The following is a 13,869-nucleotide window of genomic DNA, read 5'->3' on the forward strand; positions in this document are numbered from 1 at the left end:
ACATTATTTAAAGCATTATGTAATAATGACTTAGATTTACCAGGACATAGTGTTATTAAGCATATGCATTATGATGCTTCAGGAAGTGATCAATCTATCTGTGGTATTTTATATCAAATCGCTAAAACTACTACAATTGGTATTCTAGATAAATCAGGTTTTTTAATGGTTGATTTACGACCGGTGCCGAAACAATTTAGCATTCGCACTACCGTACATCATGATGAAATTAGTGGCGCTATATCGTTTTCCAAGAAAGATATAGTACAATTCGTAAATGATATTAATGACACGAATCCAATTCATCGAGAGGATCCTTATGTCGTACCTGGATGCATGATTCTTGAAACATTGTGGAATTATTGGAACATTAGTAAATCTGCACAGCAGATGGCGATTTATTTCCATGCCCCTGTCATTGCAGGGGATATGGTGACTTTAGTGGAAGTCCCTGAGGATGCTCATGTAGAAGGTTATGTAGGTGATACATTGGCTTTTTCCGCTACTTTTTTTGGTGAAAATGAAGATTCAACATCTTTAAAACAAAGATGTATTAGTTAGAGGTAATTATGGAAGCAAGACGTTTAACAAAAATGGCTTTATTGACAGCCTTATTATGTATTTCAGCATATATTTCATTTCCATTGCCATTTAGTCCGGCAATGGTAACCGCATTGACTTTGGTGGCGACATTAACAGGCTTATTATTGCAACCAAAGGATGCTTTTATAGTATTTGTCGTGTATGTTCTGCTAGGAGCCGTTGGTCTACCTGTATTCGTTGGGGGTACGGCTGGTCTTGGTAAATTATTGGGACCTACAGGGGGATTTATCTTCTCTTGGCCAATAGCATATACTTTACTAAGTGTATTTAAAGGGCCTAAAAAGAGCTTTTTCTCTTATGCATGGCGCTCTCTTGTAATTACAATTCCTGTAGTATACCTATTTGGTGTGGCAGGCTTTATGATTGTTACCAAAACAGAACTTTGGGCGGCGTTGCCTGTAGTTATGTTCCCATTTATTCCTGGGGATATCGTAAAATGTCTCGTTGCATCCTGGCTAGCAACTAAAATTAAAATTTAGCATGTAATAATGAAAAGAGGCATTCCTTGGGGTGCCTCTTTTGTGCATTTTGTTATAGGAGCTTATATGTCAGTATATATTCATGGTGGGCTTAGAAGCCCTATAGGCGTGTTAAACGGCCAATATAAAAATACAAGACCTGAGATATTGGGTGCACAATTGATTAATGAGTTAATTAAAGGACATGAAATTAACTCTGTAGATGGTATTTTTTGTGGTAATGCAGTTGGTACAGGTGGAAATATTGGACGATTAATGGGTTTAATGTCTAATTTATCGGTATCGACGCCTGCTGTAACAATTGATATGCAATGTGCATCAGCATTGATGAGTATTGAAATGGCCTATACACATATCGCGTCAGGAGTGATGAATTCTGCTATTGCTGGTGGCATTGAAAGCTCTTCATTACAACCAGATCGAATCTATGCAACTGAAGATGATCGAGACGGTTTATATAAGGTAGCTCAATTTACTCCTCAAGATCGGTCTCCTTTAGCTATGTTAGAAGGGGCAGAAAGAACCATCCATAAGCACAATATAACTAAGGAAGAGTTATATCCATATATTATTGGAAGTCATCAAAGAGCTACTAAGGCTTTAGATAATTCATTTTTGCAATCTTATATAATGCCTTTTTCTATAGATGGAAAAGAGTGTGTAGATGAATGTATTAGGCCAAAGATGAATGAAAAACTTCTATCTAGGATGAAACCATTATTAGGTAAGGACTCTATTACAAATGCTGGCAATGCTTGTTTAACTCATGATGGTGCTGCTTTTGTATACATATCTAATGAAAAAGGGCCGTTTAGAATTCATAGCATCATGCCTTGGGCTGGAAATCCTCAGTTTAGTCCAGAAGGTGCTCTTGAAAGTACTAAAGCTATTTTAAAACAGACAGATTTGACCATGGATGATATGGACGTGGTGGAGTGGAATGAAGCCTTCGCCATCATTGATGCTCTCTTTGATAAGTCCTACCCTGATCATATGGGGAAATATAATATGCTTGGTGGTGCATTAGCCTATGGACATCCTTATGGCTGCTCTGGGGCTATTTTAGCCCTTCATTGCATGGCTGCTTTAGAATCCTGTAATGGTCGATACGGTTTATGTGCTATTGCCGGCGCAGGCGGTACAGGAACTGCTTTAATTATGGAACGAATGTAAAATGACAATTATTGAACGTTTACGACAATATAATGAATTAGATCCTCACAAGATTGCTCTAATTGTAGATGATAAAAAGTATACATATGGTGATTTGTATGATGCTATTTTATCCATAGATATTAATGATACTAGTCGTATAGTAAATGTTGCTCAAACTAAAGAATCTCCGAAACATATAGTTGCTTTAATTCAGAGTCAATCATTTGTGGAACAACTTGTACAGTGGTTGGGGGGATTGTATACCGGTTATATTCCTATGGTATGCCATAACGAGATGGATACGGAGTATGTTGAGGAATTGGCCCGTATTATAGCATATAAAGGGGTGGCACCTTTAGCTGACTTTGGTGTACTTACCTCTGGGACTACTGGGCGTCCAAAACCTTTGTGGCGTAGTGAAAGCTCGTGGAGAGAGTTCTTTGATATCCAAAACGATATTTTTCATATAAACAAAGATACAAAAATATTCTTACATGGAAGCTTTAGTTTCACTGGTGTTAGTAATATGGTTATCGCTGTGCTATGGTCTGGAGGAACAGTTATTACAACGAGTTCGTTGCGCCCAAATCGATGGATACAGCTTATTGAAGAATATCATGTGGACCATATATATGCATTACCAACAAAATTACGATTATTAGTACGTCATTGCAAAAGTAAAGCAGACTCTATTAACTATATCATCGCAGGATCACAAGTACTGGATCGACAGTTGATGGAACAGTTAGAACGAATATGTCCGAACATGGAGTTCATTCTGTATTATGGTGCTACTGAGCTTAACTATATAACACATTGTACAGGTAAAGAGTGGTTAGATAGAGAGGGTACTGTGGGAAGACCATTTCCATCTGTCCAAATAGAAGAGCAGAACGGTGTTATTTATGTGACTACAAAGCATCATATTGAAGGGATTCCTGATACATATACTGTAAATGATTGTGGCTATATTGATAGAGACGGATACCTTATGTTTAACGGACGACAAGGTGATGTAATCAATAAAGGGGGATATAAAATTTCTATTCCCGAAATGGAATTGTATTTACAATCCTTACAGGGCGTTTCTGAAGTGGCTGTTATTACGATACATGATGATATACGTGGGGAAGACTTTGTTGCTTATATGGTATTAGAGGATAATACTGAATTAAGTAAAATTATAGAAATTATTCATCACGAAAGACCGTCAGTTGAATGGCCAAAAGCAGTTCTAGAAATTCCTATATTACCCCTTACAGAATGCTCAAAAGTTGATAAACGAAAACTAAAAGAGTGGTATAATAAAGGGTAATCGTTTTTGCTATTATAAGGAGGCGTCATGCAGATTAACAAGGCGGCACTAGAGATTTTCGACTTTACGTCCTCTTTAGCCGTATACTCTGAACATGAATTAAAGGTTGGAGATCAAGCTATACAAGATTATATTGCCAATCATGTAGCTAAGGCGTTCAAAGATCCAGCTGCTAGAACAGGTACCTTGCATGATGCAAGTCCATTTGGTAAACAATTAGTTGATTATAAAAATGGAAATCTCAAGTTTATAGATTTATCTAAGAACTTAGGTGAAAGCTTGTTTACCTATATGAAGCAAGCAACGGATTCTGTTGTTATTGATACGATTATCTGTGAAGCTATTACAGATGCATCTTATATCTGTATTCTTTTGTGCCAAGCTCATGATGCTTTTACACATCAACTATTTAGTGAAGATGATGGCAGCTTAGCCACAGAACTTGTTTCTCATAAGGCTGTGTTGCCGATGCCATCACAGAAATTACGAGCTTTTGCATCTATTAATCTACTTGATTTTAGTGTTCGTATTTTTGAACCGAAAGGTGAATTTGATGGTGAAGTATCCTATATTTTAGCCGATAAGGTGTTACAATTAGGTACTAATCAATCCTCTCGAGATACGGTGAAAAAGGTAAAAGCCATTGTAGACAAGGTAGCTCAAGCACACGAGTCGGACGGTGTTGTTGAATTGACGACGGCAAAGTCTATGATTGCTAAAAATGCTGAAGTATCTGATACAGTGGATCCTGTTCGTATTGTGGAAGAGGTATTTAAGGCGAACCCCATTCAACAAGAGGCGGCTAAAAAGGAATTAGCTGATGCAGATATGATGCGTCCATTACCTGTAAACCGTGAGTTTGCTACGAAGGTCGGTGAGCATCACAAAATTAAAACTGACACGGGAATCGAAATTTCATTTCCCGTAGAATATATGAAAAATCGTGAATTCATTGAAATTAAAACTAATGATGATGGAACTTTACGCATTGAATTGAAAAATATTAATAAAATTGTAAATAAATAAGAATAATGCTAATTCTATTGATATATAGAAATTTATTATATATTGATAAGATTTATTTGTTACGCTAATATATAAGGTGGGATATAGTGAGTAAAGAGAAACATAAAAAAACAAACGCATTACGTATTTTAGACACCCATAAGGTTCCTTATAGTATTAGTGAATATGAGTGGTCTGAAGATCGGGCAGCTGGTCTTCATGTAGTGGAAGCATTAGGACTTGATGAAAAACAAGTTTTTAAAACATTAGTTGGTAAGGGCGACAAAACAGGATATGTAGTATTTTGCATTCCTGTTGCAGCTGAATTAGATATGAAACAAGCTGCTCGTGTCAGTCATAATAAGTCTGTAGAGCTTGTTCATGTCAAGGACCTGCTAGGTATTACGGGCTATCTACGAGGAGGATGTTCTCCAGTGGGAATGAAAAAATTATTTCCCGCATATTTTGATGCTACTATGGAGCCTCAAGACTTTGTATATGTAAGTGCTGGTCTTCGAGGGATGCAAATGAAGGTAAATCCAAAAGATTTGGCATCTGTTGTTAATGCTGAATTTATAGCACTTACAATGGATCATTAAGAGGTACGTATGGCAAAAAAGTATTATGCAGTTCGTCAGGGTCGTGTACCAGGTGTATATACCACATGGGCTGACTGTGAGAAACAGGTAAAAGGCTTTGGTGGGGCTATCTACAAGTCTTTTCCTACGGAAGCAGAAGCTCGTGCCTTTGTAGAAGATTCAGGTTTATCCTTAAGTGATTTTATGAGCGCTCATAAGGGTGAATCAAAATCTTTGCAAGGGTCAAAGAAGATAACTACAAAGGTTAGTTCTGGCATTCAAAATAAGGTATCCGCAGGTGAGGCAAAACCAGATTTTTCACACCGAAATCATGTAGTTGCTTATATTGATGGTAGTTATAATAAAGGGACTAATACTGTTGGCGCAGGTGGTGTTATCTTCTTGAATGGGACTAGAAAGACTTTTTCCTTTCCCTCTACTGATGAACGATATACGGCTTTTTGGAATGTGTCTGGCGAGCTATTAGCTGCGATGTATGTTATGAAATATGCTGTTGATCAGGGTATTCCTGAATGTTCCTTATATTATGATTATATGGGAATTGAAATGTGGGCTACTAAAAGATGGAAACGCAATAATGCACTAACTCAACAATATGCTGCATTTTATGACTCTATAAAAAATCGTGTGCGCGTACACTTTCACAAGGTGGCAGCACATACGGGCGATATATATAATGAAATGGCTGATGTATTAGCCAAAAAAGGTGCGGGAATTTAGATTTCTCAGAAAGGAGGGTGCTATGAATATATGTGTTACTGGTGGAGCCGGATTTATTGGTTCTCATCTCGTTGATCGATTAATTGGATTGGGGCACAATGTGCTTGTTATAGACAATCTATCTACAGGTATGCGTTCTTTTGTACATGAGTCCGCTCAATTTATTGAGATGGATGTACGAGACCCAAAATTATTATCTGTATTTGAAATGTTTAAGCCCTCTATTGTGTTCCATGAGGCTGCTCAAACTATGGTGCAGTCCTCAATGGAGAATCCTGGATATGACTGTGATGTTAATTTACTAGGGCTAATAAATGTACTTGATGCCTGTCGTAAGGTGAAAGTTGAACAATTTTTAATGCCTTCTTCAGCTGCTGTTTATGGGGACTTAGCAGTGTTACCATTAACTGAAGAACTTAGTGGTATGCCATCATCCTTCTATGGGTTAACCAAGCTTACTGCAGAAGGGTATTTGCGTATTTATCGTGAAGCTTTTGGATTAAATACAGTATGCTTTAGATATGCTAATGTATATGGACCACGTCAAGGGGATGGTGGTGAAGGCGGCGTTATAAGTATTTTCAATCGTTTAATTGTTGAAGGTAAGCCTTTAACCGTATATGGTGATGGGGAACAAACAAGAGACTTTATTTACGTAGAAGATGTGGTAGAAGCTAATATTAAGGCTATGGGAAATAATAACTGTACAGGTATTTATAACGTTTCTACCAATATGGGAACATCTGTAAATGAGTTGATTACGAGATTCAGAGCTATTAGTGGTGCCGACTTTATGGTTCATTATGAGGCTGAACGCATAGGTGATATCAAACATTCACGGTTAAGCAATGCAAAGGCGGAACGCGATTTTGGATTTGTAGCTTCAACAACATTAGATGAAGGCTTACAAAAAACATTAGAATATTTTAAAGCTCATCATAAGTAAGGTATATAAGGTTTGGGGACATGAGTGATACACAATTCTGGGTTACTGTAGGGCTATGGAATCTAATTGTATTTAGCATGTATGGATATGATAAGCTATGTGCTATTAAGGGGTATAATCGGATTTCAGAGTTCACATTATTATTTTTAGCATTTGCCTTTGGCGGCCTTGGTGCTCTATTAGGTATGGTTATTTGGCGTCATAAGACTTTAAAGCTTAAGTTTAAACTAGCTATCCCTATTGCATTGTTATGGTCTGTTTATGCAGTGGGGTTTGGTTATGGTTTGTGGGTGAATTGATTGCATAAACTAATATTTTATTCATTGTTTTATGGTATAATGAGTAGAATATTGTACATAAAATGTCAGTGAAGGAGATATTTGATGTTGCGATTACAATCGGGGTTCGAGTTAGATTACGCTAACATATATAATGAAAGTTGCATACAAGAACGAGACGTAAAAAACTTTGAGCGTGCTATACAAAATGTTTGGCGCCATACCAATATTTTACGCTCTACAGGCTTTGAAGAAGGCCATGTTTCCAAGGACGGCTTGCCTGAACCGGTATTGTTTTACCAACTTCCTTATATTTCAGAAGATGGTATCAATACACCTGCAATGTTGAAACGACTTTATGAACTGCGGGACTATGCTCGCCATAATATTGACACAGTTGTATCTGTAGGTATTGGTGGCTCTTACTTGGGTAGTAAGGTTATTTTCGATGTCCAATGTGGTGCGTTTTGGAATAATCTCAGTACGGAAGAACGAAACGGATATCCACGCATGTATTTTGCAGGCTTTAATGTAGATGGTGACTATTTAGCTGGTCTTATTCGCACTTTAGAGTACCAAGCTGAGACAAAAGGATCAGACTATAAGGTGATGCTCGTTATTACATCTAAGTCAGGTTCTACCATCGAGCCAATGGCTAACTTCATGATTTTGGAAAAAGCTTTACAAGATCGTAATATAAATTATGAAGTGGTAGCTGTTACCGATATGTCTGATGATGAACATCCTACAGTTTTACGCTCTATGGCAATAGAGAATCATTGGAAGACCTATAGCATTCCTTATGGTGTAGGTGGTCGTTTCTCTGTATTTACTGAAGTAGGTTTTGTTACAGCTGCTCTCGTAGGATTTGATATTGAAGGTTTCTTAGCAGGTGCAGCTTCAATGGATGCGGCTTGTCAAGAAGAGGATATTTTTAAGAATCCTGCTTTATTAAGTGCTTTACTAAAATATATTGCGTCTGAACGGTACGGTCGTATTATTGAGGTGTTTATGCCTTATGGTGAAGCTCTTCACTCCTTATCTGATTGGTATGTACAACTATTATCCGAATCTTTAGGGAAGATGAGTAATACTTGCTTACCATATGGTCGTACGCCGGTTGCTGCAGTAGGGACTATGGATATGCATGCTCAAGTACAAGAGCATCAAGAGGGCCGTCTTAATAAGGTGGTTCAATTTATTAAGGTTAAGGATTGGAAACATAATCTCGTAGTGCCTAATACACATAGTCAATATGAACGATTACAAGCACTTGGAAATGTAAGTATTTGTGATATTTTGAATATTGCTTTAGATGCCAATAGAGAGGCCTTATCTAGCGATAATCGTTTTAATATGACGATAACTGTACCAACATTAAATTCATTCCATTTAGGGGAAATTATGTTTATGCATTGTTGGGCAGTTTATTTCGAGTCTATTTTTGCTGGTGTTGATGCCTTTGACCAACCAGGTGTTGAAGTCTATAAACGTCTCATTGGGCCTAAATTAGCTCGTGCAAAGGATACACATAATTCATAAGGGGGAACTATGAATATTTTAGTAACAGGTGGGGCTGGTTATATTGGGAGTCACACTGTACGTGCCCTAGAACAATCAGGTTACACACCGATTATTGTAGATAATTTATCTAGAGGGCATGTAGAATCTATTCCTGAAGGGGTTACATTCTACAATATGGATATTGCAGATCCTAAGTTAGTAGATATTATGAAAGAGCATCATATCATTGGGGTTATGCATTTCGCTGCCCATTCTCAAGTTGGAGAATCAATGGTAAATCCAGCTATTTATTATGAAAATAATGTAGTTGGCTCCTATCACCTTATTGAATCTGCTCGTACTGCGGGTGTAAAACATTTTGTGTTTTCTAGTACGGCTGCTGTATATGGCGAACCAGAGGTAGTGCCAATTTGTGAAGATGCTCAATTGCATCCTACAAATGTATATGGTCGTACTAAGTTAATGATTGAAGAAATGTTATCTGACTATAGTTCAATTTATGGTTCCACTTATGTTGCATTGCGTTACTTCAATGCGGCAGGGGCTGACCCATCTGGTACAATTGGGGAGGATCATTATCCTGAAACTCATTTAATTCCACTTGTTCTTGATGCGGCTCGTGGTAAAAGAGAACATATAACTGTATTTGGCACTGACTATGATACAGCTGATGGTACATGTGTGCGCGACTATATTCATGTTAATGATTTGGCAACTGCTCACGTATTAGCTATGGACTATTTGCGTAAAGGTGGGGAATCCCAAGTATTTAATCTTGGTAGTGGAAATGGCTTCTCCGTAAAAGAAATCATTGAAACTGCAAAAGAGGTTACAGGCATCGATATTCCTGTTCAATATGGTGATCGTCGTGCTGGGGACCCTGGTACATTGATTGCTTCTTCTGAAAAGATTAAAAACTTACTTGGTTGGGACCCTAAATTTAGTAATGTAGCTGATGTTATTAAGGATGCTTGGAAATGGCATACATCTCATCCAGAGGGTTTTAATAGTAAATAAAATGAGCACGAATCGGTTTGATTTGTCAATATAATGAATGACTCTATTAGTCACCTAGGTGACTGGTAGAGTCATTTTTTTGTAGGAATTTAAAAGGACCTCCTAGAAATAGTCTGCAGGAGGTGAATTATGAACTTACAAGACTATATAGAACAGATCAAAGGCTGGATTGTTAGACAATGTTTTCTTATACGACACTATCGAATTGTAATTTTTATATTCTTTATACTGGCTTTAGCAATGATAGCAGCTGGTATTTTTTATCCTCACAAAGATGAACATATTGATATTAATTCAGCACAATCAGAGGATGCTATTGATAATCAAAGGCAGGTAGATGCAAAAGAGCAGTCATCAAAGAGAGCTAATAAAAAAAGAAATGGTAACAATAACGGAAAATCTAATAAAGCTGGTGTGGATAATAAGGCCGTACATGATGAGAAAGATGACTCTATTGTTAAAGGACGCTTACTATATGATGTGAGTAGTGTAGAACGGTCTCATCCTTGGCGAGAGGTCTTTAAGGATATTTCTAGTACCGATTTATTAAGCCAAAGTGATGAGATGAAAGATATGGATAACGATTTAGATACTATTAGTAATGATGAAACATCACTTAGTGATAGTAAGAAAATAAGTAATAAAAGAACTTCACGGCGGCATAGAAGTACTAAGAATAAAAATATAAAAACGGATAGAAAGAATAAAGATTGGAATAGCAATATGATCCATGATGATATTAATAACTATAGTAATGAAAGTGTTCACTCCAGAACAAGTATTAATTCTAACGCGTTGACTTTAGAACAACCAATTGAATTGGTGGGCATCATTGAAGGAAATCAAAATATAGCTATTTTACGAAAAGGCTCAGAGGAACAGATGGTTACGGTAGGGAGTAGTTGGCAAGAAATATCTGTATCTAATATTAATGCAAGTGGTGTAGAAATCATTGAAGGAGGTTCGTCGCGATGGCTAAAAATCGAGTGATCATAAAAATAGTTATATTAATAGTTGCACTAATATATTTTTTATTAGCACAAATGTTAGTTGTAACAGGAAATACTATAGAAGATAAGGTAATAAAAAATGTAGGAAATAATGCAACAAATAATTCAGTAAAGAGCGTAGAACCTAATAAAGATAAAGAAACAATTACAATATCTGTACGCAATGCCTCTTTAAAGGATACTGTGTTAGGCATTTGTCGCAGTTATGGTATATCAGTTATTGGAGTAGAGTCATTAAAGGGCAATATTACGGCAAGTGTAAAAGGAGAGTCTCCAGAAGAGATTATTAAAGAGCTAGGGCGGTTATATCATTTTACGGTAACAAAACAATATAAGACTCTTCTTATTGAATCTGAGGATACTGCACTAGAGAATAGAGAGCTCTATGTAGTTTCTCCTGAACATCTGCCTGCAGAGTCTTTATCAAATATAATGGGAACAGTAGTAAAAAATGATAAAATGGCTGTGCTTTCAGAACAAAACGAAGTAATTATGCATTTAACGAGCGGAGAAAAGAGGCGTGTAGAAACCCTGATCAATGCAGTTGACAAGGAACCTAAACAAGTACAATTAGAAGCAACCATCATTGCTATGGAACAATCTTATGCAAAAGAGCAAGGATTTAGATGGTCCTGGCTCAGCTTGACTGGACATGGAGAAGATAAGACTAATTCCTATGGGGCTGTTACCTTTGGTAAAACACCAGGCGGTGAAGCTTACAAATTTTTTGTAAAACCAGAACTAAGTTTTATGGAAAGTTCTGGAAAAGCGGTTCTAATAGCTAAACCATCCATTATGGCCCTCAATGGTGAGACAGCACATATATTAATAGGGGAACGTATACCCGTTATAGAAGAGTCAGAGGTAAATGGAGAGCGCAAGCGTTCTACCCGCTATGAAGAGGTAGGGATTAAGTTAAACTATACTCCCATTATTACCGCAGATGGCGGTGTAGACGCAAAAATACATGCCGAGGTAAGTACACCGATTATGGTATCTGAAATGAAAGCTTATAAAATTAGTACGCGGCAAGCACATACAAGAGTGCGTTTACAACCAGGAGAGGTACTCGTTATAGGCGGTCTCATGGATAATCGCGATCAGCACCAAATACAAAAGATTCCTATATTAGGAGATATTCCGTTATTGGGCAAATTATTTCGTCATAGCAGAAAAACAAAAGATTCTGTAGAGATGTTGATGTTGGTACGGGCAACTGTGGTATAATAAAGGGTAAATGATTAGGAGGTTGTGAATGGAACGCATTCGAATGATAGGCCTTGGAAAATCATTTGGGGTGCGCCAAGTATTTTCCAATGTGTCCTTTGAGATAAAAGAAGGTGATCGCCTAGCTTTAGTAGGTCCTAATGGGGCTGGGAAATCGACCTTATTAAAATGCATATTAGGCTATGAAGATCTTGATGAAGGTAATGTAGTTAAGTCGCCTGTTGCAAGCATTGGCTACTTACAACAAGATGTAAATCTTGGTGATGATAGTTTAGCTACTGAGATTGAAAAGGCATGGGCTGATGTACATGCATTGGAAGAACAACTTAAAGAACTTACTACACGCTTAGAAACAGAAGAGGCTAGTGAATCTGATTTACAACGCTTAGATTATTTACAAAATCGCCTTGAATGGTTAGGCGGCTATGATTACGAGCAAAAGACTAAGCGCATTATTTATGGTCTTGGCTTTACTGATGAGGATTTAGATAAACCAGCAAGCGCTTTTTCTGGTGGCCAAAAGACTCGAATTAATTTAGCTAAAGCATTGGTACGGCGTCCAGACTTTTTATTCTTAGACGAACCAACTAACCATTTAGATATGGACATGTTAGAGTGGCTTGAAGGGTATTTGTCTGCCTATCATGGCGGGATTCTCATTGTCAGCCATGACCGTTATTTCTTAGACCGTATTGTCACTGGCGTTGTAGAATTGGATAACCATAAGGCTACAACGTATCGTGGTAATTACAGTCGTTATATTCAACAGCGAGATGAACGGTTGAAAGCGGATATGGTAGCCTATGAGAAACAACAGGAGTACATCAAAAAGACAGAGGCTTATATAGATAAATACCGGGCAGGTATTAAATCTAAAATGGCTCGTGGTCGTCAGTCTCAATTGAATCGTTTAGAACGACTTGATGCACCGGTAACTTCACATCATTTACAATTTTCTTTTCCCCCTGCTGCAATGAGTGCCGATAAGGTTCTTGTTCTAGATCATTTATCAGTAGGATATGGTGAAAATCCTATCATTGATGATATATCACTCGTAGTGCGACGTGGAGAATCAGTAGCCCTTATTGGACCTAACGGGGCTGGTAAATCGACACTCGTAAAAACTATAGTAGGTGAATTATTCCCTGAGAATGGTCACGTTGATATCGGTAATCGCGTACAAGTGGGATACTTCTCGCAAGAGCATGAGGAATTACATGATTCTTGGCAGGTAGTAGAAGAGGTTATGAACCATTTTAACTATACTGAAGAAAAAGCCCGCAATGTATTAGGCTCATTCCTATTTAAAGGGGATGATGTATTTAAGCTAGTAGGAGACTTATCCGGTGGTGAGAGAGCTCGGTTAGCATTGTTAAAATTATTCCTTCAAGGAGATAATTTCCTTATCTTAGACGAACCGACAAACCATTTAGATATTCCAACGCGTGAAATTGTGGAAGAAGCATTACAACAATTTGAAGGTACTTGCTTTATTATTTCTCATGACAGATATTTTTTGGATCAAGTTTCTACAAAAACCATTGTTCTAGATGATGGAAAAATTACTGAATATCTCGGTAATTACTCGTATTACAAAGAAAAGTTAAAAGAACAGGAAGATTTGTTAGCCATAGCTAACGAGCAAAACTTAGAAAACAGTGTTAGTGATAATAAACATACTTCTATTAATGAACCTATACTTTCAGTAGAAGAATCTACAGAGGCATCGCAGAAGAAGCCGAATGCCTATATGGTAGAAAAGCAATTAGCTGAGGTGGAATCTGAAATTGCTCGATTAGAAGCAACTATGAAAATGTATGAAGTTCAATTAGCTAATCCTGTAGTACAGCAAGATTTAGATGAAATGTCCAAAATTTCCATACAAATTGAATCAACACAAAGTGAGTTAGATGCATTATATGAAAAATGGGAACGACTATCTGAATAACTTATAATAGTATATATTATTATAGAGTTATTTTAATTGACAA

14 protein-coding genes are annotated in these 13,869 nt (G+C 37.2%); all 14 read left to right on the forward strand.

Annotated elements, in window-relative coordinates; all coding sequences use genetic code 11:
- Positions 1 to 561: hypothetical protein (locus QZ334_RS03905; RefSeq protein WP_295232104.1), on the forward strand; the 561-nt coding region annotated here is incomplete at its 5' end.
- A gap of 8 nt (positions 562 to 569) precedes the next feature.
- Entirely contained in the window at positions 570 to 1,082 is a 513-nt protein-coding gene (locus QZ334_RS03910; RefSeq protein ID WP_105094437.1) for a biotin transporter BioY, read from the forward strand.
- Between the two features lie 66 nt (positions 1,083 to 1,148).
- Positions 1,149 to 2,255 (forward strand): thiolase family protein, encoded by a 1,107-nt coding sequence (locus QZ334_RS03915; RefSeq protein WP_287536218.1) that lies wholly within the window; start codon positions 1,149 to 1,151, stop codon positions 2,253 to 2,255.
- A gap of 1 nt (position 2,256) precedes the next feature.
- Positions 2,257 to 3,552 carry an AMP-binding protein gene (locus QZ334_RS03920; RefSeq protein ID WP_295232108.1) on the forward strand — a complete coding sequence of 432 codons (1,296 nt, stop codon included), beginning with the start codon at positions 2,257 to 2,259 and terminating at the stop codon, positions 3,550 to 3,552.
- A gap of 27 nt (positions 3,553 to 3,579) precedes the next feature.
- Positions 3,580 to 4,578 carry a nucleoid-associated protein gene (locus QZ334_RS03925; RefSeq protein ID WP_287536220.1) on the forward strand — a complete coding sequence of 333 codons (999 nt, stop codon included), beginning with the start codon at positions 3,580 to 3,582 and terminating at the stop codon, positions 4,576 to 4,578.
- An 86-nt stretch (positions 4,579 to 4,664) separates the two neighbouring features.
- Positions 4,665 to 5,156, forward strand: coding sequence for a Cys-tRNA(Pro) deacylase (gene ybaK / locus QZ334_RS03930; RefSeq protein WP_178885233.1), 492 nt, complete (start codon positions 4,665 to 4,667; stop codon positions 5,154 to 5,156).
- 9 nt (positions 5,157 to 5,165) lie between these two features.
- The gene (locus QZ334_RS03935; protein ID WP_295232114.1) at positions 5,166 to 5,876 is read left to right on the forward strand and encodes a ribonuclease H family protein; all 711 of its coding nucleotides are present in this window, start codon (positions 5,166 to 5,168) and stop codon (positions 5,874 to 5,876) included.
- Between the two features lie 22 nt (positions 5,877 to 5,898).
- Entirely contained in the window at positions 5,899 to 6,822 is a 924-nt protein-coding gene (locus QZ334_RS03940; RefSeq protein WP_295232117.1) for an NAD-dependent epimerase/dehydratase family protein, read from the forward strand.
- Between the two features lie 20 nt (positions 6,823 to 6,842).
- Positions 6,843 to 7,121 carry a DUF1294 domain-containing protein gene (locus QZ334_RS03945; RefSeq protein ID WP_024065484.1) on the forward strand — a complete coding sequence of 93 codons (279 nt, stop codon included), beginning with the start codon at positions 6,843 to 6,845 and terminating at the stop codon, positions 7,119 to 7,121.
- Positions 7,122 to 7,205: 84 nt separating this feature from the next.
- On the forward strand, positions 7,206 to 8,642 hold the full coding sequence (locus QZ334_RS03950; protein WP_295232120.1) for a glucose-6-phosphate isomerase: 1,437 nt from the start codon (positions 7,206 to 7,208) through the stop codon (positions 8,640 to 8,642).
- A 9-nt stretch (positions 8,643 to 8,651) separates the two neighbouring features.
- On the forward strand, positions 8,652 to 9,641 hold the full coding sequence (gene galE / locus QZ334_RS03955) for a UDP-glucose 4-epimerase GalE (RefSeq protein WP_295232122.1): 990 nt from the start codon (positions 8,652 to 8,654) through the stop codon (positions 9,639 to 9,641).
- Positions 9,642 to 9,770: 129 nt separating this feature from the next.
- The gene (locus QZ334_RS03960) at positions 9,771 to 10,631 is read left to right on the forward strand and encodes a hypothetical protein (protein ID WP_295232124.1); all 861 of its coding nucleotides are present in this window, start codon (positions 9,771 to 9,773) and stop codon (positions 10,629 to 10,631) included.
- Positions 10,613 to 11,878, forward strand: a complete 1,266-nt coding sequence (locus tag QZ334_RS03965; protein WP_295232126.1) for a type II secretion system protein GspD — start codon at positions 10,613 to 10,615, stop codon at positions 11,876 to 11,878. The genes QZ334_RS03960 and QZ334_RS03965 overlap by 19 nt, the downstream gene beginning before the upstream one ends.
- Positions 11,879 to 11,906: 28 nt before the next feature.
- Positions 11,907 to 13,826 carry an ABC-F family ATP-binding cassette domain-containing protein gene (locus QZ334_RS03970; protein WP_295232129.1) on the forward strand — a complete coding sequence of 640 codons (1,920 nt, stop codon included), beginning with the start codon at positions 11,907 to 11,909 and terminating at the stop codon, positions 13,824 to 13,826.
- The last annotated feature ends 43 nt before the right edge of the window (positions 13,827 to 13,869 follow it).

Origin of the sequence: Veillonella sp., assembly GCF_019414865.1 — a bacterium.
Taxonomy (GTDB): Bacteria; Bacillota; Negativicutes; order Veillonellales; family Veillonellaceae; genus Veillonella.

What these genes read in the sequence shown, in the direction of transcription:
- QZ334_RS03950 (WP_295232120.1), top strand. Translation starts at nt 7,206, where the DNA reads ATGTTGCGATTACAATCGGGGTTCGAGTTAGATTACGCTAACATATAT.
- QZ334_RS03935 (WP_295232114.1), top strand. Translation starts at nt 5,166, where the DNA reads ATGGCAAAAAAGTATTATGCAGTTCGTCAGGGTCGTGTACCAGGTGTA.
- QZ334_RS03940 (WP_295232117.1), top strand. Translation starts at nt 5,899, where the DNA reads ATGAATATATGTGTTACTGGTGGAGCCGGATTTATTGGTTCTCATCTC.
- QZ334_RS03925 (WP_287536220.1), top strand. Translation starts at nt 3,580, where the DNA reads ATGCAGATTAACAAGGCGGCACTAGAGATTTTCGACTTTACGTCCTCT.
- QZ334_RS03945 (WP_024065484.1), top strand. Translation starts at nt 6,843, where the DNA reads ATGAGTGATACACAATTCTGGGTTACTGTAGGGCTATGGAATCTAATT.
- QZ334_RS03920 (WP_295232108.1), top strand. Translation starts at nt 2,257, where the DNA reads ATGACAATTATTGAACGTTTACGACAATATAATGAATTAGATCCTCAC.
- QZ334_RS03960 (WP_295232124.1), top strand. Translation starts at nt 9,771, where the DNA reads ATGAACTTACAAGACTATATAGAACAGATCAAAGGCTGGATTGTTAGA.
- QZ334_RS03915 (WP_287536218.1), top strand. Translation starts at nt 1,149, where the DNA reads ATGTCAGTATATATTCATGGTGGGCTTAGAAGCCCTATAGGCGTGTTA.
- QZ334_RS03965 (WP_295232126.1), top strand. Translation starts at nt 10,613, where the DNA reads ATGGCTAAAAATCGAGTGATCATAAAAATAGTTATATTAATAGTTGCA.
- QZ334_RS03910 (WP_105094437.1), top strand. Translation starts at nt 570, where the DNA reads ATGGAAGCAAGACGTTTAACAAAAATGGCTTTATTGACAGCCTTATTA.
- QZ334_RS03970 (WP_295232129.1), top strand. Translation starts at nt 11,907, where the DNA reads ATGGAACGCATTCGAATGATAGGCCTTGGAAAATCATTTGGGGTGCGC.
- galE (WP_295232122.1), top strand. Translation starts at nt 8,652, where the DNA reads ATGAATATTTTAGTAACAGGTGGGGCTGGTTATATTGGGAGTCACACT.